Here is a 22834-nt window from a genome sequence, read left to right on the forward strand (position 1 = left end):
CCTTAAGTCCCAACAGCTCAGCCTGAGCCCCGACGAACAGTTTGTCATCCAAACCAAGCAAGGCCGCAGCATTTTCGGCATCGACATGAAGATTGTGGACGATGCGGGTAACGCGCTACCGCACGATGGCGTGGCTTTTGGCGACCTGCTGGTGCGCGGCCCCTTCGTAGTACGGGAGTACTTTGGCGCCGACCAGCCCGGCGGCCTTACTAGCAGCGGCTGGTTTCGCACCGGCGACGTGGCTACTATTGACCCGGCCGGCTTCATGCAAATCACCGACCGTTCCAAGGACGTTATTAAATCGGGTGGGGAATGGATTTCGAGCATTGAACTGGAAAATCTGGCCATTGGGCACCCGGCCATTGCAGAGGCCGCCGTTATTGGGGTGCCCCACCCCAAATGGAGCGAGCGGCCTCTGCTAGTAGTAGTACGCAAGCCCAATGCTACCATCAGCAAGGAAGAACTGCTGGCCTACTACGATGGCAAAGTAGCCCGCTGGTGGGTACCCGAAGCCGTGGAGTTCGTAGATCAGCTACCTCACACGGCTACGGGCAAGCTTCTCAAAACCAAGCTCCGCCAAGATTTTGCGGAGTATACGTGGTAAGTTCTGCCCCACGAGAAAGGCCGGCCCACGGAAGCTGAGCTTCCGTGGGCCGGCCTTTCTTATCATCTTCCAGGGTACAGTTGCTGCTACTCCGTTTTGGCGGGCTGCTGCGACTGCATCTTATCAGCAATGGCCTTTTGCAGCTCGGGCAAGTGCTCCTGCACACGCTTCTGGCCGATTTCCATACCTGCCTGCATCAAATGAGGCATTTTCTGGATGGTTTTGCGGCCGGTAGGCGTCTGGTAGAACTTGTTCAGCTCCTTTAGCTCCTTCTCGGTAAACTCCTGGGCGTAGAGCTGCACGAGGTCGTCCTTGATGGACTGCCAACTCATGTACTTGGTCATGAAGGAGCGCATTTCGGGCTCCACGGCCTTCATTTCGGGGCGTTGCTCCATCTGCATGTCGAGCATGCGAGTGGTCATTTCGGTCATGTTCTTTTCGCTGCCAGTCAAGACCAGCAGTTCTTCCGCCGCTTTGCGGTGGCTTGCCGAAACGGGCGTTGCCGTTGCAGCCGGGGCAGCAGTGGTTGATTGCGCACTTGCCATTGGGGCAGCCAGCAACAGGGCTGCGGCCAGAATCCACAGTTTTTTCATACCCTAAGTACGGCAATTTCTGGGGGTCGCGTTGTCATGGCCCTACGCCGTGAAGAACAGACGCCGCCGGTACAACACCCATAGTAGCGCAACCCAAAGCGCCGTGTAGGCAATGGCATAGGCTAGGGAAGCATAGTAGGGGCTGCGGAAGTACGGAGCAAACAGGTTCTGATATAGCCAGTTGCGAAGGTAAAACGTAGTTCCGTCGGCGTGGTGTAGCTTCAGCTTGGTCAGCACACGCTCCAGGGCTTCGGGCAGAAAAAAGACGAGCAGTGCATTGCTGCCGCACACGCGTAGCGGCAGGGTCCAGGCGCCGCGCCACCCTTGCACATCGCAGAGGAAGTACAGAGCGGCTACTAGTAGCACATCAATGCCGCCGGCATAGAGCACGTAGGAACTGGTCCAGAGTGGTTTGTTTATTGGAAACCAGCCGTTCCAAATGCAGCCAGCCACTACCAGCCCGCTACCTGCCACAAACAGCCACACTACTTTGGTAGTCGGCTCTACGGCAGGCTGCCGCAGCCACTGGCCCGTAAGCACACCTAGTAAACCGGTGGCAATGGTTGGCAGCGTGCCTAACAGCCCTTCCGGGTCCCAGCCTTCCTGCTCTACAAACAAATGGCCTTGGTGAAATAGCAGCCGGTCGAGCCAGGCGCCCAGGTTGGTAGCCGGCGCCAAGTTGGCGGGCCCGTAGCCCGGCACGGGCACTACTTGCAGCAGCACATTGTAGAGCACCAGGATAAAAGCGAGAAGCCCCGCTTGCTGGCGCCAGTTGGTTTTTAGGAATACTACGCAACACGCCGCATATACCAGCGCAATGCGTTGCAACACGCCCGGAATACGAAAGGAGGTGAAGTAGAAATACGGAATGAGGCCGATAAGTAACCCCAGCAGGAGTAGTACCCCCGCACGGCGCCCAACGCGCCACAAAGTGGTGCGGTGCAGGGCCCGTACTGGCTGCACGCTGCCCAATCCGTACACCAAGGCCACCCCCATGATAAACACAAAGGAGGGGAATATAAGGTCGGCGGGGCGGCAGCCGTGCCACGGGGCATGCACCAGCGGGGTATAGTAGAAGTGGTAGTCGCCGGGGTTGTTTACTAGGAGCATCAGCAGCACCGTGAGCCCCCGAAACACGTCTAATGACACCAACCGGCAGGCCGGCAACACAGGAGTAGCACCACCGAGCGGTGCGGCAGAAGAAAGGGTACTCAATGGACAGCTTTCAGATGAGCAAGAGGTAGTAGCACGGTAGCCAATACCCTCACACTTTGATGATAATCTGCTTTTTGTACATCACCCACAGCACGCCTAACCAAATCAGCACGCATATTATGGCCCCAGCCAAGGAAGCATTGATCGGGCTGAAGTAGGGTACGAAGAACGTGTGGTACAGCCAGTCGCGCAGGCCTTGGGGCTGGCCATCGGCGCCGCCTACTTTTATCATATTAAGCAGGCGCGGAATAAGGCTGGAAAGAAAGAACACGGTAATGGCATTTACTCCGTACACCAGCGGCGCCTTAATCCACCCGCGCAAACCCTGCACATCGCAGAGCCAGTACAGGGCGGCCAGGGCCGCGGCGGCCAGCCCTCCCGCGTACAGCACGTAGGAACTGGTCCAGAGGCTTTTGTTGATGGGAAACCAGCCGTTCCAAATGAGGCCCAGCAGCACGGCAGCCCCTCCCGCCACAAACAGCCACGCTACTTTGGTGGCGGGCTCCACTGTGCGCTGCCGCAGCCACCGGGCCGTAAGCATACCTAGCAACCCCGTACCCACAGCCGGCAACGTACCCAGGATTCCTTCGGGGTCCCAGGTGCGGCTTTGCTTCCACAAGTGATTTTCCCCTAATACCGTGCGGTCGAGCCAAGCACCCAGGTTGGTGGTGGCCTCCAGGTTGGCAGGGCCGTAGCCCGGCACGGGCACTACTTGCAGCAGCACGTTGTAGAGCACCAGAATAAAAGCGAGAAGCCCCGCTTGCTGGCGCCAGTTGGTTTTTAGAAATACTACCCCGCACACGAGAAACACAACGGCAATGCGGGCCAGCACACCTGGAATGCGCACGGTGCTGAAATCAAACGCGGGAAATAGCGCCGAAAACAACCCTAAGCCGTAGAGCACCGCCGCCCGTCGCAGAATACGCAGCATGGTGCGGCCGTGGGTGGCGGGCTGCTGCCGGGCGCCGTCTAGGGCGTACACCAGGCTCACGCCTACAATAAAGAGAAAGAACGGGAAGATGAGGTCGGTGGGGGTGCAGCCGTGCCAATGGGCGTGCTCCAACGGTGCGTAGATGTGGCCCCAGTCGCCGGGGTTGTTCACCAAAATCATTGCCATGACGGTGATGCCCCGAAATACATCGAGGCTCACAAGGCGGCCCGGCTGGGAAGCCTTTACCAAGGGTACAGTATGGGTAGTGTGCACGGCGGCCTGAGTAACAGTTTGCATAAGGCAACGGCAAAGGGTGGGCAATGGCCAGCCGACGAGCGCAGCTCGGCGGGAATGCGGAAGTTGCCGCTTTGTTCTGAGCATTCAAAACTACCTGCCGTGCGCAAAGGAACTTACGCAGGTGGTGCGCTAGGCTCAGCCACGCCAGGGTGGCTCGCCGACTGTAGTCAGCTAGGCGGCCAGCTCCGTTATTAGCAGAAAAGGTGACCCATGTGGGGTCACCTTTTTACCAGCGGAGAAGAGGCTGTTTGGCGTCTTATCGTCCGCCAAACAACCGACGGAAAAAGCCTCCGCGGCGCTTTGGTTTAGTTTTCACTTTGATTTTGGTGGGCGTACTCACAGTTCCGGCTGTGGGGCGTGGCGCAGGGGGGCGCGGGGTAGCGGGTGCGGGAGGAGTAGCAGGCTTGGGCGCGGGCACCGGAGCCGGAACCGAAACTGGCTCGGGCGTGGTTTGAGCAACCACTACCTCAGCAGTCCGCCCCGTAGTACGAACCGATACCGGCCGGCTTTCATTGTGCAGGCGGTCGAAGGCAGTGAGAAAATAGGCGTAGCCGCGGCCCCGGAGGGCGGTTGTATCCACGTAGGTAAGGCCGCGCCCGGCCTGGGGCCGCACGATGACCAGCAGGTTGCGCGGGTCGTCGGGGGTAGGCGTCTGCTCCTCCGCGAAACGGTAGAGGGCGTAATATGTGGCCGCGTCGCCATCGGAGGCAGTTGGGCTGGGCTGCCAAGCCAGGGTATTGGCGGTGGCCTTAGTGGTCACGGTCAGATTTTGGGCGGGGCGGGGAGGCACGGCATCCAGCCAAGGCATGGCGGGCACCAAAGCCGGATACCGAAACTCGTGCTGCCGCAACGAATCGGTGGTGTTCAGCGGGTTAGAAAGCAATGACTTCGAGCTGAAAAACACGCTGCCGCTTACCTCAGTGGGGAATGTGCGGTTGATGCGAACCTGCCGGGGTAGCTCGCGCGGGTTGCGCCAGGTGGTATCGGCGCGGGTGTTTTCCAGCATGCGGTAGGCGCCGTGCCCAATGTAGAGGTGGCGGCCATTGCTATTGCGGGCCCACCACTCTACCAGCACGGGGTACTGAGCTACCCGGAAGTTGGAGCTCCAGTAAAGCTGGGGCAGCACGTAGTCAACCCAGCCCTGACGCAGCCATTCCAGCGCATCGGCATATAAGCCGTCGTAGCCTTGGAAGGCTTTGGTGGCCGAGCCATTGGGGTCGGTGGTTTGGTTGCGCCACACGCCAAAAGGCGAAATACCAAACTTTACCCACCGCTTAGTATGCCGAATGGTATCATGAAGGGACTGAATCAGCGCGTTCACGTTTTGCCGCCGCCACGCTGCTAGGTCTAGGTGGTCGGGGTTGAAGCGGGCGTAGGCAGCCTCGTCGTGAATCACCTGGTTTGCCTCGGGGTAGGGGTAAAAGTAGTCGTCGAAGTGCACGCCGTCAATGTCGTAGCGGCGCACTACATCCACAATTACCTGCCAATGTACTCGCGCACGGCGGGCAGGCCGGGGTTGTAGAGGAGCTTGCCGCTGTAGCGCAAAAACCACTCGGGGTGGCGGCGGTAAGGGTGGTTGGGGGCCAGGCGCCGCGTCACGGTGTCCATGGTGGCCCGGTAGGGGTTAAACCAGGCATGAAATTCCATACCTCGGTTGTGCGCCTCCTCAATAAGAAAAGGTAGCGGATCGTAGTAGGGAGCTGGGGCCTTGCCCTGGGTGCCCGTCAGCCACTTGCTCCAGGGTTCCAGCTCGCTTTGGTAGAAGGCGTCGGAGGCGGGCCGCACCTGCACAAACACGGCGTTGATACCGTTCCGCTGGTGAGTATCCAGCATGCGGCGGTACTCGCGGCGCTGCTGCTCCGGCGGCAGGCTGCGGCTGCTAGGCCAGTCAATATTTTCCACGGTGGCAATCCAGACGCCGCGCAATTCGCGCTTGGGAGGCGTAGGCTGGGCAAAGGTGGGGCGGGCGGTAGTGAAGAGGGTGAACAGCAAGCACTGAAACACCAAAAAACGGCAAGCGGCAACGAATCGGAACATTACCGCAAAAGTAGGCAGAAGATAAACGCTAACGGGCAGAATGCGGCAGCATATGCCCACCTCAGCCAAGCTCAAGCCTGGCTACGCAGCAAACCAGTTGAAAGGCGGCGCTTTGTCTGGCTAGGCATTTGGCCGGCTCTTTCCGCCCAGAATAGCTTACCATGAGCCCCGTTGCTCTTACTTGCTGGTCAGGTTTTCAAATGAAAGATCCAGCAAATCGTAGGCGTCCCAGCTGCAGTAGTCGAAGTGCCACCACTCACCAGGGTAGTTCACGAAACCATGCCGACACATGCTAGCCAACAGCAAACAGCGGTTGAGGATGATGTGGCCGGGCAACTGGCTGTAGCGGGCATGGGCGGGTGGGCCCAGTTCGTCGAAATCGGTAGGCATGGGAAGATGGCAGCCAGTGGCCAACTCTACCAACCCTACATCCACGGAGCACCCCCGGTTGTGATGAGACCCGCGCGAGGGCGGAGCTGCAAAGTTTTCATCCTGGATGTGCTCAAACAGCCGTACCGTGACACTGTAGGGACGATAGGCGTCGTACACGCACAAGCCAAGGCCGCGCGTCTGTAACTCCTGCTGCACCTCGGCCAATGCTTCGGCCACGGGGCGCCGCGCATACGCCAGGGGTTTGCTATACATGGGCTTACCCAGCACATTGTGGCTGGTAGCGTAGCGAATGTCTAACACAAGGCCAGGAACGTAGCTAGCTAAATCTACCAACTCTTGCTCGGTTTGAGCCTGCACCAACTGCCAGTACTGCTCTGGCGAAGAAAGGACGTAGGGGCCGGAAGAGGAAGCTGACATAAGCAAAAAGAAGACGCCAGAAGCAATGCGGCCCGGGTAGGTGTACGCTTGCTGGTGCGCTTGGTACTACCTGAACTGTAAAAGACAGCGTTTTATTTTATCTGGCACCAAGCAAGTTGACGCTGCTAGCTAGATGCCGCGCTAGTAAGACGCCACAAAAAGCCCTCTTGTTGTGCAGGCCAGCTTATCGGTAATTGGTAAGAACTCCATCAAGCCTCACCTACGCACCGACATTAAGCTAAAATTCTACACGTTGCAGAGCATCAGCCACGTAGGCAGCGCACAGCATACGTACAGGCTGCGCCCTTATTGTTGAGGCAACACGCCTAATGGAAAGCGGCGCCCCAGCCAAGTGAATTGGCTAGGGCGCGCTTAGGGCAGCTATGGAAGGTAGCTTAGCTATCGTGCGTAGGGCTGCCATCGGGGCCGGCATCTTCGCCGCCCTCCAAGCCGTTGGTTTGGTCACTGTCACCGTAGCCACCCCGAATACCGTCGCCATCGGTGAGGGTACTTTGGGTGGTGTTTTGCGAGCCCGGCTGCGGGGCTTCGTTTGACTCGGTGGTCTGGTTTTTCTTTTGCTCGTTAGGGTCAGGGGCGGGAGTAGACATGGAAAAGCTAGTTAGCATGGTAGAAAAGCAGTCGGCCGAGGCCGACCCGTACCCATCTATACGCCCGCTGCCGGTCGTGGTTGGGAACAGTGCGGGCGAGGCCCGTTTTTATATGGATTCCTGCGGATTCCCCCAGTATCTTGCACAGCGGTGCTTCTGGCTTATGGCGGGGGTCATCCTGTTGTTCTATCCATCCTGCTTCGTGCCAATACTCTATGGCTACCCCCGGAACCGACGTCCTGCTACAAAAAACCGATGACGAGCTGCGCTACTTGGTGCAACACCCCGAGCTGTACCATTCATCCCTGGTAGAAACCGCCTTAGGGGAGCTGCGCCGCCGGGGCGTTTCGCTTCCACCCGCCACTCCGCCGGCCCCCACTCACGCCCACTATACCCACCACGACCAAGACGACGAAACTCCCTCCGGGGTGGGCCGCTGGCTGCCAGCGGCGGCTATTGTGCTAGCCTGAGCGGGGCTGGGTACTGGTTGTTGGCTCCGAAGAAACCAGCCGCAACCGCTACAAAGGCAGTAGTGGCCCCCAAGCCTATTGTGCTGGAAAGTGTGCAAGCCACGCCCCTACCTGCCTTCGAAGCCGAAGCAGCCGTTCAGGTTCGCAAGATGCGCCAGTTGCTACCCGCCGCCGACCGGGCCGATACTACTGCGGCGGGCCGCTACTCTCGCATGGCGCGGCGCTACTGGCTGGCTGAAAATGCTGGTGCCCACCTAACGAAGCAAGCCCTAGACAACAAAGCATCGACCGTATTTGCGGGGCAGGTAACGATTGCGTTGGACCGCATCAGTTGGTTTATGAAAGCCAAAGCTTACAACCAAAGCCTCACCCCTACCATGGAAGCTCGCCTGACAACCATGCAACAAGGCTTGGTGATTAGACGGGCCCTGCTGGAAAACCTGAAAAGCCAATACGAGATGATGGGTAAGTTCGAGTTCAACCGCGACTTGAACCGGGCTGAGCTTGAGGCCTCCGATATCAGCAATGAGATGCTGGGGCTACCCACCAAGCGCGCGCCTATTCAGGGCAATATTACGGAGCTATAGCGCCCCTACTGTGCTACCTTTCCAGCGGGATCCGCAATCCTGTCAGGCAGGAAGGCGCTGGCAGGGTTTATGACGCGCAGCTAGGGGGCCGAAGTTGGCCCGATGAGCGATTGCCCTTACTTGCCGTGCCTGATCCTGCCGAGCTATTTGCCCAGAAAACCGACGCCGAGCTGCTGTACTTGATTCAGGAGCCGGGGCGCTACCCCGCGTCGGTGGTGCAAGCGGCCGTGCAGGAGTTACAGCGCCGGGAGCTGATTCCCCAGGACCTGCCTACCTCCTCCCGCCCGCCTAGCCCCGTAGCACCCGGCCCCGACCCGCAGCTGGGACCTGTTGCGGGAGGTGGGCCGGGGTGTTTTTTGGCCGCGCCCAAACTATGCCGCCACCCCCCTGCTGCTCTGGCTAAACCTGCTGGTGTATGGACTGCTGGCAATTACCGGCACCAACCCGCTGGACCCCGCCCCCGCCGATCTGGTACGGTGGGGCGCCAATTTCTCCCCCCTCACCCTGCCTAGCCAACCCTGGCGACTTCTCACGGCGTGTTTTCTGCATGGCGGCCCCGCCCACCTGCTTATGAACATGGCCTCCTTGGTATTTCTGGGGCTGCTGACGGAAGGCCTGACCGGATGGCGGCGGTTGCTACTGGTGTACTTGCTTAGCGGAGTGGGCGGCAGTTTGGCTAGCCTGGGCTGGCATACGGGCGGAGTGCTTTCGGTGGGCGCTTCAGGGGCTATTTTTGGGCTCTACGGGCTGCTTCTGGCCACCCTGCTTGTCCGGCCTACCGCCTTCGGCCAGACTGGGCGCCGCACCGTGCTGGTATTTATGGTGTACCTGCTGGCCTCTAGCTTGGCGGGCGGATTGGAAGCCCACGCTACCGACAATGCGGCCCACGTGGGCGGTCTGCTAACGGGGCTGATACTGGGGGCGGCGCTACCACGGACCACTGTTCCTAGGTAGAGCCGCATTTTTTGGCCGAAGTTGCGCAACCTGTCCGTGCTAATGCGTTCCTTTACAGGTATAATAGAAGTATTCATATTCTCACTACCATTTTCATTTTTACTCACTTCCCATGAAACAACTTGTACTCGGTATGCTGGCTACGGCCGGTTTATTATGGGCTACCTCTGCTTCGGCCCAAACAGCCAGCACCATACCCAATGGCAACCTCGATACTTGGGTAACCCGCAACGGCCTAGAAGTCCCCGAAAATTGGTCTACCATTGATGAAGCCCTCAAAGCCTTTGGGCCACTGTACACGAGCGTTACGGCCTCAAAGAGCACGGATGTACATGCAGGCTCCTTTGCTGCGAGAATGGAAACCAAGAATGACCTCATCCTTAGTGCTTTACTAGGAGGCCCGCTGCCAGGCGGCATTGTGCTGGGTAATCTTTCCGCAGACGACATTGAAAATGTGCAGGACGAAGACCTGAGCGCCGTGGGTGGCAAGCCCTTCACTACCCGCGCCAGCAACATGCAGTTCTTTTATAAGCTGACGGGTGACAATGCCCTGGCCGACTCGGCGTATGCTTTTGTGGTGCTTACGCGCACGGTGGGCAACACCAAACAAACTATTGCGTCTGGGAGCTTGCGCCTACTACCGGCCGCTACCTACACGCTAAGCTCGGTGCCACTGCAATACACGTCGTCGCTGGCGCCCGACTCCGTGCACATCGGCTTTCTGTCGGGAGCAGGCGAAGTTCGTACGGTAGGCACCACCCTACTCGTGGATGATGTCACCATGACGGGTACCGTTGCTGGCACGCGCAATAAAGCAAACGAAGCTGCCCTACAGATCTACCCCAACCCTAGCAGCAGCGGAGAGTTCTCGCTGGCCTCGCTTAGCCAACCAGGCCTATCAACTGCTCCCTTTACGGTAGTAGACGCCACTGGCCGCGTGGTACTGCGCCAAGCAGCGGCCCCCGGTAGTACTTCGCGCGGACGCCTCGTGGATCTGCGCGGGCAACAAGCCGGCGTATACGTACTGCGTCTTGACACCCCCGAAGGTCCCCTCACGCGCAAGCTAGTGGTACAATAGTCACCTGTTGCGCTAGGTAGTGCGTACTGCCCCGGAGCTGCTTAGGTAGCTCCGGGGCTTTTTGTTTCTGGGCGGCCCGTGTGCTGCTCAACTTGCACAGGGCTACCCCGTAAATTTGCAGTATACCCCCGTGCTCCACCTTGTAGCGCTGCTGGCGCTACCTCCATTGCCGTGCCCGATTCCCTCGACCCACCCTTGTCTTCTCCTGATTCTGAACCCTCGCGGTGGCAACGCGCAACGGCGGCTATGGGTCGGGTAGCCCGGGCTCCGCTGCAAGGTGCTGGCTTTCTGTACCGGGCGGGCCAAGAAAACAGCCACTTCACCCTACCCATGCTCAATGGGGCATTCGGCGACCAACTGGCCGCCCGCAACGACTCGCGAGCAATTCAGATGAGCTTTCGCCGCTACAACGCCGATGTGCCGGTAGCTGATTTGCGCCTTATGCCTCTTCCCAACGGGCAGGGGCGCAAAACAGTGGTGTTTCTGCACGGGCTTATGGGCGACGAAATTATCTGGCAAACGGGCCGCGGCCCCGATGACCTGCGGTTCGGCCCCCGGCTACAACGGGAGCTGGGGGTGCAGTGCCTCTACGTGCGCTACAATAGCGGCTTACACATTTCCGAGAATGGCCGCCTGCTACACCAACTGCTCACGGAGTTGGTGGCTACCTTCCCGTCGGCGGTGGGCGAGCTGGCGTTGGTAGGGCACAGCATGGGTGGGCTCGTTATTCGCAGCGCGGGCTATTACGCCGCGCTGGCTTTATCAAACACGGAAGCCGGGCCCAAGCCCGGCGCACCTGTATCGGTTGATCTACACTCGGAGCCAGCACCCACTGGCTTGCCCGCCGACTGGCTTGCCCTGCTGCGCGACGTTTTTCTACTAGGTGTGCCCAACGACGGCTCCTTTCTGGAACAGAACAGTCACTTTACTTCCTTGGTGCTCCGCAAAATCAACCTCTGGCCCACTCGGTTTATCAGCGGCCTGATTGACAAGCGTAGTAATGGCATCAAGGATTTGCGCCACGCCCGCTTGGTAGACGAAGACTGGCAGAATCCGCACGCCGACGACTTGCTGCCTCCGCGAACGGTAGTACCGCCTTTGCCGGGTGTGCACTACCATGTGCTAGCGGGGTCTCTGCTAAAAACGGCCTCCTCGGTGCTACACGATTATTTCGGCGACGGGCTGGTAGGAGCAGGTAGCGCCGTAGGCCGCGTATTTCGGGATGCCGCCCCCCCACCGGATGTGTTCATCACTACGCGCCTGTACCCGAAACTAAGCCACGGCACGCTGCTTAGCAACCCGGAGGTATACCAGTATCTGCACGAAACATTGCACCCCCCGGCGCAGAAAACGTAGTTGATCATTAGGACCTTGTTTACCGGCCGTGCTTATTTCGCTTCGCATTCAGAACATAGTAGAGGAAGCTCCGGAGGTAAAAACCTTTTGGCTAGCGCCCGACCAGCCCGTGCCGTACCAAGCGGGCCAGTATCTTACGCTGCTGTTGCCGCGGCATCCTGGGCAGCGCCGCTCCTACTCTATTTCCTCGGCGCCAGCAGTAGATGCTGGCTTGGCCATCACGGTGCGGCGAGTAGCCAATGGGGTTTTCTCGCGGTGGCTGGTTGATGAGGCCCGGGAAGGCGACGAGTTGCTGACTTCTGGGGCTGGGGGCCTGTTTGTTCTTCCCGAGCCCAGGGAGTTGCCTTACGCGCAGGTATTGCTTTTTGCGGCCGGTAGTGGCATCGCGCCCATTTTCTCCTTGCTGAAAATGGTACTTCATACCCAGCCGCAGGTGCATGTGCTGCTGGTGTACAGCAACCGCACCCCCACCGACACTATTTTCCACCGGGAGCTAGCCGAACTGGCGACTCGTTTTGCCCAGCGGTTTCGCATTGAGTTGCTGTTCAGCAACCACCCCAACTTAGCCCGTGCCCGCCTCTACAAAGATCTGTTGGTGCGCTTGGTGGCCCAGCACGCCACTACTACCCCCAATCAGATGCTGGCCTTTGTGTGCGGCCCTGGCGAGTACATGCGCATGTGTGGCTACGGCCTGCACGCGGCGGGAGTTCCTCGCCAGCGTATCCGGCGCGAAAACTTTGTACTACCTCCTTCGGCAAGCCCAGCCCTCCCTCCCAACACCGATACGCACACTGTTACGGTAGCTCTGCACGGGCAGCAGTACTCCTTCCCGGTGGCCTACCCAGCTACCATTTTGCAGGCGGCACGCGCTCAGGGCCTCGCGTTGCCCTACAGTTGCGAGGCGGGCATCTGCGGCAACTGTGTAGCGCGTTGCCTTTCCGGTCGCGTCTGGCTTTCGTACAATGAAGTACTCACCGACCGGGACCTAGCCCAAGGCCTTACTCTTACGTGCGTGGGCCACCCCGCCGGCGGCGACGTGCAGCTAGCAGTATGACGACTATCGAAAAGCAAAAACCGCCCCCTGAGTCCTGCTCTCAGGACTCAGGGGGCGGTTTTTATGCTACTATGCGCCTGTACTTGCTATCCAATTACAAGCTCTGTAAAATCGGCGCTTACGGTCACGCCGGGTAGGGTGAGTCCGGTTTCGGTGGTTACCTGCACCCCCTCCGCGGGCTGACCATCGGTGCTGAATACGGAAGCGCCAAAAGGCAATCCATGCAGTACCACGCGGTAGCTGGCCCAGGTGGGTTGGTAGGCACCCTCCGTAGCTTGCTGCAGCACCAGGCCGGTGTCAGTGCCCCGCACCTTGAAGCGGCGGGTAGTGCTTTGCCCTTCCTGGTAGCCGTAGCCTTCCCCGCCATCCTCGTACAGCACGCTGGCTTGCTCGCCCTGCTTGTAGTACACGTGCAGGGTAAGTTCTTCTACTGCCTTTTCGCCCACGTACTGCATTACGGGGTACATGGGTACTACGGCTCCGGCTTGCACAAACAAGGGAATCCGGTCGAGGGGGGCGCTGGCCCACACTTCGGCGCCGCCGGTCTTGGGTTCATCGGTCCAGTAGTAGAACCAGTCGCCGCGGGGTAGGTACATCCAGCGGCCATCGGCACCGGGCTGGGTAATGGGGCACACCAGCAGGTGGTCGCCGAGACTAAACTCGGCCATCCGCAGGTAGGTGTCGGTGTCGGTTTGGTCGAGGAAGGCTAGCGGGCGCAGCATAGGCGTGCCTGCTTGTGCATACTGCCAGAATGTGGTGTACATATAGGGCAGCAGGCGGTAGCGCAACTCAATGAAGCCCCGCGCCAACTGCGCAAAGTCCTCACCAAACGACCAGGGCTCCTGGTCGCCATGGTCGCCGGAGCTGTGGGTGCGGAAGAACGGATGGAAGGCGCCCAGCGCAACCCAGCGCACGTACAGTTCCCCATCGGGCTTGTCAATGAAGCCCCCAATGTCAGACCCCACAAAGGAGAAGCCCGAAATGCTCAGGCGCTGGCACTGAATGTTCGCCAGCCAGAGGTGCTCCCAGGAGGCAATGTTGTCGCCGGTCCAGCCGGAGGAATAGCGCTGCCCCCCGGAGTAGGTGCTGCGCGTAATGGTAAAGGGCCGATTGGGGTGGCTGAAGCGCTTCACCCCTTCATTGGTGGCGCGGGCCATCTGCATACCATAGATGTTGTGCGCCTTCTTGTGAGAGGCAGAGTAACCTTCATAGCCGAAGCGCACATCATCCGGGAAGGTGCCTTTCTCAAACACGGCCGGCTCGTTCATGTCGTTCCACACGCCCTTCACACCGTCTTCCTGAATCAGGCCCTTAAACAGGCCGGCCCACCACTCGCGCACCTCAGGACGGGTATAGTCCGGGAAGTTGCACAGGCCTGGCCACACGGAGCCTTTCATCAGTGGACCATCGGCGCGGCGACAGAAGTAGTCGCTTTCAAGCCCCTCCTTGTATACGCTGTAGGTAGGGTCAATCTTGATGCCGGGGTCGATGATGACAATGGTTTTAAAGCCATCCTCGGCCAGTTCCCGCACCATACGCTTGGGCTCGGGGAAGTGGGTAGGGCTCCAGGTAAAGCACCGGTACCCATCCATGTAGTCGATGTCGAGGTAGATGGCGTCGCAGGGAATCTGCCGGTCGCGTAGGCCTTTGGCAATGGCCTTCACGTTGCTCTCGGGGAAGTAGCTCCACTTGCACTGGTGGTAGCCCAGCGTCCAGAGCGGCGGCAGTTCTGGTGGGCTCGTCAGGCGGGTGTACTCCTGGGTTACTTCGAGCAGGCTGGGGCCGTAGATGAAGTAGTAGTTCATTTCTCCGCCCAGCGCCCAGAAGCTGGCTACGTCGGCCCGCTCGGCGGCAAAGTCGAAGAAGGCTTTGAACGTGTTGTCGAAGAAAATACCGTGGGCTGTTTTCTGGTGTAAGCCCAAGAAAAATGGAATGTTTTTGTACAGCGGGTCGGAGCCTTTCTGGTAGCCGTAGGTGTCGGTGCCCCAGTTGGTGAACTGCTTACCGCGCAGGTTCATATTGTCGGGCTTGTCGCCGAGGCCGTAGTAATGAGCCCCGCTTTGCACCTGCTTGCTCATCTTTACGATGTCGTTGCCCGACTCGTACTCGTATTCCCAGTGGAAGCCCTTCTCGTCTTCGCTCAGTACCAGGCCCGAGCGGTTCAGCACGCGGTTGCGCAGCGTATCTTTGTCCACCACGCAAATAAGGCGGTCGGTGGTGATGCGGTAGTGGTCGGGCTTCTCCCGAAATTCCAGGAACTCAGGCTGCTGGCGCGGTGGGGTGCCCGAGGGGAAAGCATAGCTAAAATCGGGACCGAAGCCGGCCTCCGTGGCGTAGCGAAAACGCAGCACCTTATCTGAAATGACTTGTAGCAGTAATTGCACGCCGTTTTCGCACCGAAACAGAAAGTCGGTACCCTGCTGCTCGCCGTGCACTACCCGGCCCGGATATAGTTCCTGCCTGGACCGGGCGGCCAGGTCATTGACCATGTAGTTGTTGTCCTGAATATTTTCGGCCATAATGGGAGTTGTTGAGAGGAAAGCAAGAAAATTCCGGTGGGGCCAGATCTGCTTGTTTTTACTGCGCAAGGTAAAAATGATTCCTGCGACTTATGGCGACTACCGATGTGCTTTCGTAAAAAGCCTACTACAGGACACGGCGGGTAGCTTTTTTATCTACCTTGCCATATCTGGTTACTGCCCCCTTTTTTGCTCTATTCTACTATGACTCCTGCCCCTTCTCCCGTGCTGCTACTTGGCTGGGACGGTGCGCCCCGCGCCGGCGAACAGCCGCTTCCTTCTTTGCAGCCCTTGGTGCAGGCGCTTGCTCCGCAAGTTCCCCTTGCAGTAGTACTGCCCCGCTCGTATTCTTCCTCGCTGCTTACTCCTAATGCCCAGGTAACTACCTTGGCGCAACTGCGAGTAGATGAGCTTGCAACCCTACCAGCGGACCGCTACCCCGCCAACTGGCAGCACCCAATGGCACCCTACGTGGGCAGCACCGCCCCGGCAGGCGAACCAGCCCCTGCTTTTGCCGTTCCGGCAGCCCCCTACATTGGCAGCGAAGAAGCCCCGGTCCCCAGCCTGGCCTTATCCGCGCCCCGTGCAGCGTCCCCAGCCGCTAGCACCAGCCCGGCGGCAGCTACCCCAGATACCGACAAAAGCGCCAATGCCCATGCTCTTTTTCCAGACGCATTAGAAACGGGCGTAGAAGAAGCCCTGGATCTGCTCGCGGCCGAACTACCAGCCCGGCGGCCCCAGCAGAACCCGAGGAAGCTTCTTTCTCTCCGGAGTTAGCTACGCTACCTCAAGCATTGGCCGCCCTGAGTGCTGAGTTGCCCCCTTCGGCCGACCTCAACTATCAGGTTATTCAGTACGCGCGCTTTGCCACGCGCCAAGCCCTTTCCGATAACTTTGGTGTAATTTACGCCACCGATTGGCCAACGTGGCTGGCGGCCATGGAAATCCGCCAGCAAACGGGCCGCCCCCTGGTGCTGCATGTGCACAGCCTGGCCGAGCAGCGCAACACCCCCGCCGACCGGGGCTGGGCCCTGGAACTGGAACGCCTGGCATTACGCCGTGCCGACCTGATTTTGGCTGCTTCGGACGGTACGGCGGAACGCCTCCGGGCTACTTACCCTGCCACCAACAACCGGGTGCAGGTAGTGGCCCCCAACGATACGGATACCATCAACAGCATTTTGCGCCGCCTCGAAAACCGCTAACCGGAGTTGGGGCTGGCTGATATTTTACCTTTTGCACCACATGAGTGACTCCCCCATTCGCCACGAATTTGACGCCGAGCTAGAAATGGATGGCGCCGATAGCGGCGTATTCTTAGTAGTACCTTTTAGCATACCCGAAACGTACGGCATCTCGGGCGCGCTGCCGGTGCAAGGCACCATTGATGGGTTTCCTATCCGGCTGAACCTCGTTCCTATTGGTGATGGTTTACACGCCCTGCCCGTGAAAAAGGAAGTGCGCAATGCCATTGGCAAGAGCTGGAGCAGCACCGTGCACGTCTCCTTAGAGCGCGACACCGAAGAGCGTCAGCTTGAGCTTCCCGCCGAACTCATCGATGCCCTGGAATACGCCGGCCTACAGGAGAAATTCAATGAGCTGTCGTTTAAGCGGCGGGAGGAATTTGCCAACTGGATAGCCCGCGCCAAGAAAAGCGACACCCGCAATGAGCGCGCCCAATCCGTGGTACAACGCCTGAACAGCGGCCAAAAAATCAACTAACTCCCCTTTTCGTAAGGCTCCAGAAGAACACCAAAGGGCCAGGTTTTACAGCAACTGGTTGTTCCCACGAAACAACCAGTTGCTGTAAAACCTGGCCCTTTGGCTTTGTTAGTTGGCGGAGGTCTAGGTGCGTGTGAGCACCAAGGCCGTACGGTTGGTCACGTAAAGGCTCAGCTTATGCACTCCGTCCTCCTCAAATGTTTCGTAGGTGATGCTGGCATCAACCCGGTTGAAGCCACCAAACTCGGCATCATCGGAGTTAAGCACAATGCCGTAGCGGCCCGGCGTGGGCACCGTGAAACGGTAGTTGGGTACGCTACGGTCCACGTGGAAGCTAAACACGAAGATGAGGCCGTCGCGCTCAAAGATGAGCACTTGGTTTTCGCTGTCTACATTCAGCTGCCGGGCTGGGCCTGCCGCCAATAACCGATTTCCTTTGGCAATGGCTAGCATTACCTGGTCGAAGCGTAGCAAGTACCCATACTTCAGATCCTGGTTGTCGGCCAGGCTCCACTGGCGACGCGCAAAATGGTGACTCCAATTGTTGCCTTCGCGGGGGAAGTCTACCCACTCCGGATGGCCGAACTCGTTGCCGATGAAGTTGAGGTAGGCTTCGCCGCCTAGGCTTAGCGTAGCCAGCCGGATAAGCTTGTGCAGGGCAATGCCCCGGTCGGCCACGGGGTTGTGGTCGTCCTTGCGCATGTGCTCGTAGATGGCCTTATCCAGCAGCCAGTGAGCCAGGGTTTTGTCGCCCACCAAGGCTTGGTCGTGGCTTTCAGCATAGGCCACGGTTTTCTCTCCTTCACGCCGGTTGGTGAGGGTGTACCACAAATCGTGGAGGTTCCAGTCTTCGTCGCGGGTGTGCTTGAGCAGTTTGATCCAATAGTCTGGAATGCCCATGGCCAAGCGGTAGTCGAAGCCAATGCCCCCTTCCGCAATAGGCCGGCACAAGCCCGGCATGCCGCTCATGTCCTCGGCAATGAGGATGGCACTGCGCTTCACCTCCTTTACGAGGGTGGCCGCTAGCTGAAGGTACAAGATGGCGTCATCGTCTACCTCGGGTCCGAAGTACTGGTCGTACCCGCCAAACGAGACTCCCTCGCCGTGGTGATGGTACAGCATGCTGGTGATGCCATCGAAGCGGAAACCATCAAAGTGAAACTCTTCCAGCCAGTAGCGCAGGTTGGAAAGCAGAAACTGCTGAACCTCTGGTTTGCTGTAGTCAAAGAGCTTAGAATCCCAGCCTGGGTGGTTACCGCGCGCCCCCGCGTGGAAGTACTGAGCCCCTGAACCGTCGAAATCGGCCAGGCCTTCGGCCTCGTTTTTCACGGCGTGGGAGTGTACTACATCCAGTAGCACGGCAATGCCCCGGCGGTGGGCTTCGTTAATTAGGTGCTTGAGCTCCTCGGGAGTACCAAAGCGCGACGATACCGCAAAGAAGTTGGCTACGTGGTAGCCAAAGGAACCGTAGTAAGGGTGCTCCATCACGGCCATCAGTTGCAGGCAGTTGTACCCGTCGGCCTGAATGCGGGGCAAGATTTGCTCGGCGAATTCCAGGTAGCTTCCCGTGCGACCTTCCTCCAGAGCCATGCCCACGTGCGCTTCATAAATGAAGGGCTCCCGCACCACATTGGAGATGCGGAATTTTTGGTCCGTCCACGTATAGGGGGTGGCGGGGCGCCATACTTGCCCGGCAAAGTCCTTGGTAGCCTCGTCTTGCACGGCGCGGCGCAGGGTGGCAGGTAGGCGGTCCTTGGCGCCCTTGGCCGTTACTACGTGCACCTTGTACAGGGAGTGGTGGGTTAGACGGTCTTGGTAGTCTTTGTCGGCCAAAAACACCTCCCACATCCCATCGTTGCCTCGTTGCAGGGGGGTAGCCTGCCGGTCCCAGCCATTGAAGTCGCCGATGAGATAGAGTGCCTCGGCGGCGGGGGCCCACTCACGAAACCAGTAGCCCCGGCGGCGTGAGTCGTAGTTGAGGCCCAGGCGCTGGTGCAGGAGCGCGTACTTGCTCAAGGAGCCGCACTGCTGCGTAATCTCCGCTAGTCGCTGCTCTAGCCGCTGCTGACGTGCCAGGAGTTCGGCTCGTACGGGGCCAGCCAAGAGTCTTGCTGTACCAGGGGTAGCAGCGCAGTAGTTGGAACCGAAGCGGCAGGAGTAGATATATCGGTAGGCATAGGATGGCAGATCAGGAGTTCCGGTCAAAGCTACGCGGATTACCGAATTTAGTAAGGCTAGTCGTGATTTAGTCCGATTTTAGGCCAAAAGAATGTCCTTTTCCTCGCGTCGCAAGGCAATTTTACTACCCCGTGAGCATCTTCCTATAATTTGAGGGGCACACGGCTGTTGGGAAACTCTGCTTACCCAGCCTGGCTGCTGGCGGTAGTATCTCCTGTCGGGGTGCTTACAGCCGCCGTCTAGTGTTGAGCTTCTGCTAGTGCCCGTACCCTGCAAGGTACTCTCTCATTGCATCTGCCTTCCGACACCTTCCCTGATCTACTGTACCTTTGCTCATATGAAACGCTACCTCTACCCCCTGGCCCTGGCGGCGCTGCTTTCCTGCACTAGCACTCCCCATGCCACCGCACCCGTAGCCGCGCTGGCCACGCCCATTCCCACCGCTACCCCCGTCGTTACGGCTAAGGCGCTGGTGACATCGGCGCACCCGGAGGCCTCGCGCATTGGGGTAGAAATTCTACAAAAGGGCGGCAATGCCTACGACGCGGCCGTGGCCGTCCAGTTTGCCCTAGCCGTAGTGCTGCCCGTAGCCGGCAACATTGGCGGGGGCGGCTTTCTGCTCTACCGTGGCGCCGATGGCCAAGAAGGGGCTCTCGACTTCCGGGAAACGGCCCCCGCCGCCGCTACCCGCGACATGTACCTCGACAAGCAGGGCAACGTAATTCCTGACCTGAGCACTCTAGGCCACCTAGCGGCCGGTGTACCCGGTACCGTGGCGGGTATGTGGGAACTGCACAAAAAGCTGGGTAAGCTGCCGTGGAAAGAGGTGGTGCAGCCAGCCGTTGATTTAGCAGCCAAGGGGGTGGTACTGACGGAGAAAGAAGCTGCCGGGCTGAACCGCACCAAGTTTATCACCACGGCTGTCACTGCGGGTCAGCACATGGAGCACTCGCAAGCGACCCCTAGTGTCAGAATGGAAGCAGCAGTAAATGAGATGGGATTCCTGCCCAACTCCTACGTGCGGGAAGGGCGGCCCTGGCAGCCCGGCGACACCATTCGGCACCGCTACCTAGCTAGTACCCTCAGCCGCATCCGCGACGAAGGCCGGACGGGCTTCTATGCAGGCACTACAGCTGACTTGCTCACCCAAGAAATGCAGCGGGGGCACGGTATCATTACCAAGCAGGATCTGCAAAACTACCAGCCCAAGTGGCGCACTCCGCTGCACGGCCAGTACCGGGGCTACGATGTATTGACGTTTCCGCCGCCCAGCTCGGGCGGAGTAGCCTTGCTGCAAATGCTGCAAATGCTAGAACCCTACGACCTGGGCAGAGCCGGCTGGCACTCGCCCCAAGCTACCCACTGGATTACGGAGGCCCAGCGCCGCGTATATGCCGACCGGGCTACGTACCTGGGCGACCCGGATTTTGGGCACGTGCCCGTGAAGCAACTGCTGGAGAAGCCCTACAACAAGCAGCGAATGGCTACTACCCTGCCCTACCGCGCAACCCCCAGTTCCCAGGTAACTGCTGGCCCTAACTTTCCCAGCTACGAATCGGACCAAACTACACACTACAATATTGTAGACGCTCAGGGCAACGCCGTCAGCTGCACGACTACCCTTAACGGAGCCTACGGCAGCAAAGTAGTGGTGGCAGGCGCTGGTTTCTTGCTCAACAATGAAATGGACGATTTCAGCAGCAAGCCAGGCACTCCTAACTTTTACGGGCTGGTAGGCGGAGCAGCCAATGCCATTGCGCCCGGCAAGCGCATGCTGTCTTCCATGACGCCGGCCATTCTTACCAAGAACAAGAAGCTGGCTCTGGTAGTGGGTACGCCCGGTGGTAGCACCATTATTACCAGTGTGCTGCAAGCCATTTTGAATACCCTCGACTATGGCATGAACGCACAGCAGGCCGTGGCCGCGCCGCGCCTGCATCACCAGTGGCTCCCCGATTTGATTGATGTGGAGGCAGGGGCCCTACTGCCCGCAGCCCAGGACACGCTGCGCGCCCGCGGGTACAAGCTGAACCCACGGGCCCCCTGGGGGCGGGTGGAGGTAATTCGTGTGCTGCCGGGGGGTAGGCTCGAAGGAGGCGCCGACCCGCGCGGCGACGATTCTAGCCAAGGATACTAGCTGCTTGTAGTAGCATGACCCTCCACAAAAAGAGGCCGTGCACCATGCACGGCCTCTTTTTGTGGAACAATTTATTATTGCTGCTCCTGGTTGTCGCGGGTGGTCTGGAGGTCGCGGGCAACGGAGGTGAGGGCTTTGGATAGCTCGTCTAGCGTACCAATGAAACGAGGGTTGGAGTCATCAACAAAGCTGTTGATATGCTCAGCTAGGGTTTGCAGCACGTCGCTGATGGGGTTGGGGTCGGTGCCGTTTAAATAGCCCTTCAACTTCACTAGGTCGGCGGCAATGGTGCCATACGCGGTTTCGCCAGAGGCGCGGAGCATGTGCACCCAGCCGTCAATGTTTTCGGTGGCTTTGGCAATGGTTTGGGTTACGTCTTCGCTGCGAAGAATGCGGAGGGTAGCCTGCAATTGGTCGGCACTGGCAGAATGCGAGATTGACATAGAGGAGGAAGTTGGATGAAACAAGAGGAACTTCCCTATTTACTCTATCCCCAATCCTAGGGTTGGCTACTTGCTTAGTAAGATTCTGCCTGCTGTTCAGCTAGTTCCTGCTACCTATTTCTTGCTTTTTCCACCGCAGCCAGGGCCTGCGAGGCAGCCACTGCGCGTACATAGCAACGGCCTGCCCCACCCCAAACGGGACAGAACAGGCCATTGCTATACTTAGCTAATCGGAAAAATTACAGCGTATCGGCAGCGTTACCTAGGGCTTGCCCCAACTGGCGCAACTTATCTTGGGAAGTGGTATCAGCAGATTCCGCCGCTTGGGTAGTTAGGCCGGAAAGGCGCTGCAATATCTGCTTTACCTCGGGGCCATTGGGCGTACCATGGTCGATGGCGTTGTACAGGTTCTGCAACTCGGCAATCAGGTCGGCAAAACGGTCGCCTTCGGCCGCTTGCAGCAGGTTCATCCAGCGGTACAGGTTGTCGCCGGCGGCGGGCAATAGGTTGGGCAACTGGTCGGCTTGCAGGGCATGCAGGGTAGCCTCCAGGTGAGGCTGGCTACCTGCCAATATAGAGCCGGGAGCTGAATGCTGCCCTGAGGTGGAATCGGAATGCATATAGAAAAGGAACGAGACGCAACCACAAGCAGGGCTTTGAGCGTCGGAAAGCAAAAGGAATCAGAGCATCTTAGTTTACGAACATGCTCGGTTACAACTGGCGGAGTTGCCTAGCAAGGCTAGGACATCTTCAGGTTGCCAGCGGCGGTAATAAGCACTTGCCCCAAATGACGGAGGTGGTCACCCGTGCCGTCGTGCATGTCGTGGGCCATACGTGAGGTTTCCATGCCCAACTGTTGTAGGGAGCCAGCCATAGCCGGACGGTCGTCGCGCTCTACGTAGCCACGCAAGGCACGCAACTCATTCTGCAAGCCAGCTAGAGCCGAGCCACCCAGACCATCAAGGGCGTGAATCCAGTTATCAATAGCGCTGATACCGGCGTCAGCGGGATGCTCACCGGGGTGCTCGAAGGCGCGGTAGATACCCTGAATAGTGGCTTCAATACGATCGGCATGATTCATAGCGCGGAGGGGTTAAGGAGGTGGATGTGTTATGCAAGCTGTACGCCAGGGACAGGACGGACGTTGCACTGCACGCATTCGCAGCTTCTGCCAGCCTCCTCCTGCTACCAGCATAGCTCCCGGAGCAGCGCGGCGGTATTATGAGCGTTGCCCAGCGAAA

25 protein-coding genes are annotated in these 22834 nt (G+C 59.0%); 12 read left to right on the plus strand and 13 right to left on the minus strand.

Annotated features, from left to right (window positions below):
* A partial coding sequence (locus tag VI25_RS06905; RefSeq protein WP_152981530.1) for an AMP-binding enzyme occupies positions 1-604 on the plus strand: 604 nt, incomplete at its 5' end.
* Between the two features lie 86 nt (positions 605-690).
* Here the strand turns inward: VI25_RS06905 and VI25_RS06910 are convergent.
* The 7 genes from VI25_RS06910 to VI25_RS06940 form a co-directional block, all read right to left on the minus strand.
* Positions 691-1197 carry a DUF2059 domain-containing protein gene (locus tag VI25_RS06910; protein WP_052694874.1) on the minus strand — a complete coding sequence of 169 codons (507 nt, stop codon included), beginning with the start codon at positions 1195-1197 and terminating at the stop codon, positions 691-693.
* 42 nt (positions 1198-1239) lie between these two features.
* Entirely contained in the window at positions 1240-2412 is a 1173-nt protein-coding gene (locus VI25_RS06915) for an acyltransferase family protein (protein ID WP_072144765.1), read from the minus strand.
* 49 nt (positions 2413-2461) lie between these two features.
* Entirely contained in the window at positions 2462-3640 is a 1179-nt protein-coding gene (locus tag VI25_RS06920) for an acyltransferase family protein (protein ID WP_045686929.1), read from the minus strand.
* 256 nt (positions 3641-3896) lie between these two features.
* Complete coding sequence (locus VI25_RS06925; protein ID WP_072144766.1) at positions 3897-5192, minus strand: glycoside hydrolase family 10 protein; 1296 nt, start codon at positions 5190-5192, stop codon at positions 3897-3899.
* The gene (locus tag VI25_RS27665) at positions 5117-5677 is read right to left on the minus strand and encodes a glycoside hydrolase family 10 protein (protein WP_055562382.1); all 561 of its coding nucleotides are present in this window, start codon (positions 5675-5677) and stop codon (positions 5117-5119) included. Before VI25_RS27665 ends, VI25_RS06925 begins: the two co-directional genes overlap by 76 nt.
* A gap of 177 nt (positions 5678-5854) precedes the next feature.
* On the minus strand, positions 5855-6487 hold the full coding sequence (locus VI25_RS06935; protein ID WP_052694877.1) for a M15 family metallopeptidase: 633 nt from the start codon (positions 6485-6487) through the stop codon (positions 5855-5857).
* 395 nt (positions 6488-6882) lie between these two features.
* Positions 6883-7095 carry a hypothetical protein gene (locus tag VI25_RS06940; RefSeq protein WP_143436988.1) on the minus strand — a complete coding sequence of 71 codons (213 nt, stop codon included), beginning with the start codon at positions 7093-7095 and terminating at the stop codon, positions 6883-6885.
* 215 nt (positions 7096-7310) lie between these two features.
* Between VI25_RS06940 and VI25_RS06945 the strand changes: the two genes are divergently transcribed.
* From VI25_RS06945 to VI25_RS06970, 7 genes are all read left to right on the plus strand, one after another.
* Positions 7311-7565: a hypothetical protein gene (locus VI25_RS06945; protein ID WP_045686932.1), complete on the plus strand. Its 255-nt coding sequence runs from the start codon at positions 7311-7313 to the stop codon at positions 7563-7565.
* Between the two features lie 20 nt (positions 7566-7585).
* Complete coding sequence (locus VI25_RS06950; protein ID WP_236704934.1) at positions 7586-8152, plus strand: hypothetical protein; 567 nt, start codon at positions 7586-7588, stop codon at positions 8150-8152.
* Positions 8153-8277: 125 nt separating this feature from the next.
* The gene (locus VI25_RS25050) at positions 8278-8664 is read left to right on the plus strand and encodes a hypothetical protein (RefSeq protein ID WP_052694878.1); all 387 of its coding nucleotides are present in this window, start codon (positions 8278-8280) and stop codon (positions 8662-8664) included.
* Positions 8564-9106, plus strand: a complete 543-nt coding sequence (locus VI25_RS06955) for a rhomboid family intramembrane serine protease (protein WP_161806886.1) — start codon at positions 8564-8566, stop codon at positions 9104-9106. Before VI25_RS25050 ends, VI25_RS06955 begins: the two co-directional genes overlap by 101 nt.
* 112 nt (positions 9107-9218) lie before the next feature.
* A complete protein-coding gene (locus tag VI25_RS06960) occupies positions 9219-10184 on the plus strand; it encodes a T9SS type A sorting domain-containing protein (protein ID WP_045686935.1) in 966 nt (321 codons plus the stop codon).
* A 171-nt stretch (positions 10185-10355) separates the two neighbouring features.
* Positions 10356-11540 carry an esterase/lipase family protein gene (locus VI25_RS06965; RefSeq protein WP_052694880.1) on the plus strand — a complete coding sequence of 395 codons (1185 nt, stop codon included), beginning with the start codon at positions 10356-10358 and terminating at the stop codon, positions 11538-11540.
* A gap of 28 nt (positions 11541-11568) precedes the next feature.
* Positions 11569-12594 (plus strand): ferredoxin--NADP reductase, encoded by a 1026-nt coding sequence (locus VI25_RS06970; RefSeq protein ID WP_045686936.1) that lies wholly within the window; start codon positions 11569-11571, stop codon positions 12592-12594.
* 86 nt (positions 12595-12680) lie between these two features.
* Here the strand turns inward: VI25_RS06970 and VI25_RS06975 are convergent, their stop codons facing one another.
* The gene (locus tag VI25_RS06975) at positions 12681-15113 is read right to left on the minus strand and encodes a TIM-barrel domain-containing protein (protein WP_236704935.1); all 2433 of its coding nucleotides are present in this window, start codon (positions 15111-15113) and stop codon (positions 12681-12683) included.
* Between the two features lie 204 nt (positions 15114-15317).
* On the opposite strand from VI25_RS06975, the gene VI25_RS06985 reads away from it, so the two are divergent.
* The 3 genes from VI25_RS06985 to VI25_RS25055 are packed head-to-tail and all read left to right on the plus strand — an operon-like array spanning position 15318 to position 16835.
* Entirely contained in the window at positions 15318-15890 is a 573-nt protein-coding gene (locus VI25_RS06985) for a hypothetical protein (RefSeq protein WP_045686938.1), read from the plus strand.
* A 17-nt stretch (positions 15891-15907) separates the two neighbouring features.
* Positions 15908-16318: a glycosyltransferase gene (locus VI25_RS06990; RefSeq protein ID WP_045686939.1), complete on the plus strand. Its 411-nt coding sequence runs from the start codon at positions 15908-15910 to the stop codon at positions 16316-16318.
* 40 nt (positions 16319-16358) lie between these two features.
* Positions 16359-16835 (plus strand): DUF1905 domain-containing protein, encoded by a 477-nt coding sequence (locus VI25_RS25055; protein ID WP_052694881.1) that lies wholly within the window; start codon positions 16359-16361, stop codon positions 16833-16835.
* 123 nt (positions 16836-16958) lie between these two features.
* On the opposite strand, the gene VI25_RS07000 is transcribed toward VI25_RS25055, so the two are convergent.
* Positions 16959-18938 carry an alpha-amylase family glycosyl hydrolase gene (locus tag VI25_RS07000; RefSeq protein WP_316934272.1) on the minus strand — a complete coding sequence of 660 codons (1980 nt, stop codon included), beginning with the start codon at positions 18936-18938 and terminating at the stop codon, positions 16959-16961.
* Positions 18890-19012: a hypothetical protein gene (locus VI25_RS28345; RefSeq protein ID WP_316934273.1), complete on the minus strand. Its 123-nt coding sequence runs from the start codon at positions 19010-19012 to the stop codon at positions 18890-18892. Before VI25_RS28345 ends, VI25_RS07000 begins: the two co-directional genes overlap by 49 nt.
* 338 nt (positions 19013-19350) lie before the next feature.
* Here VI25_RS28345 and ggt point away from each other — a divergent pair, with 338 nt between their 5' ends.
* Positions 19351-21150, plus strand: a complete 1800-nt coding sequence (ggt, locus tag VI25_RS07005) for a gamma-glutamyltransferase (RefSeq protein WP_082455430.1) — start codon at positions 19351-19353, stop codon at positions 21148-21150.
* Between the two features lie 74 nt (positions 21151-21224).
* On the opposite strand, the gene VI25_RS07010 is transcribed toward ggt, so the two are convergent.
* The 3 genes from VI25_RS07010 to VI25_RS07020 form a co-directional block, all read right to left on the minus strand.
* Positions 21225-21593: a hypothetical protein gene (locus VI25_RS07010; RefSeq protein ID WP_045686940.1), complete on the minus strand. Its 369-nt coding sequence runs from the start codon at positions 21591-21593 to the stop codon at positions 21225-21227.
* Positions 21594-21832: 239 nt separating this feature from the next.
* Entirely contained in the window at positions 21833-22213 is a 381-nt protein-coding gene (locus VI25_RS07015; RefSeq protein WP_045686941.1) for a hypothetical protein, read from the minus strand.
* A 119-nt stretch (positions 22214-22332) separates the two neighbouring features.
* On the minus strand, positions 22333-22674 hold the full coding sequence (locus VI25_RS07020) for a hypothetical protein (protein ID WP_045686942.1): 342 nt from the start codon (positions 22672-22674) through the stop codon (positions 22333-22335).
* Positions 22675-22834: the final 160 nt, after the last annotated feature.

Origin of the sequence: Hymenobacter sp. AT01-02 (genome assembly GCF_000961955.2) — a bacterium.
Taxonomy (GTDB): Bacteria; Bacteroidota; Bacteroidia; order Cytophagales; family Hymenobacteraceae; genus Hymenobacter; species Hymenobacter mucosus.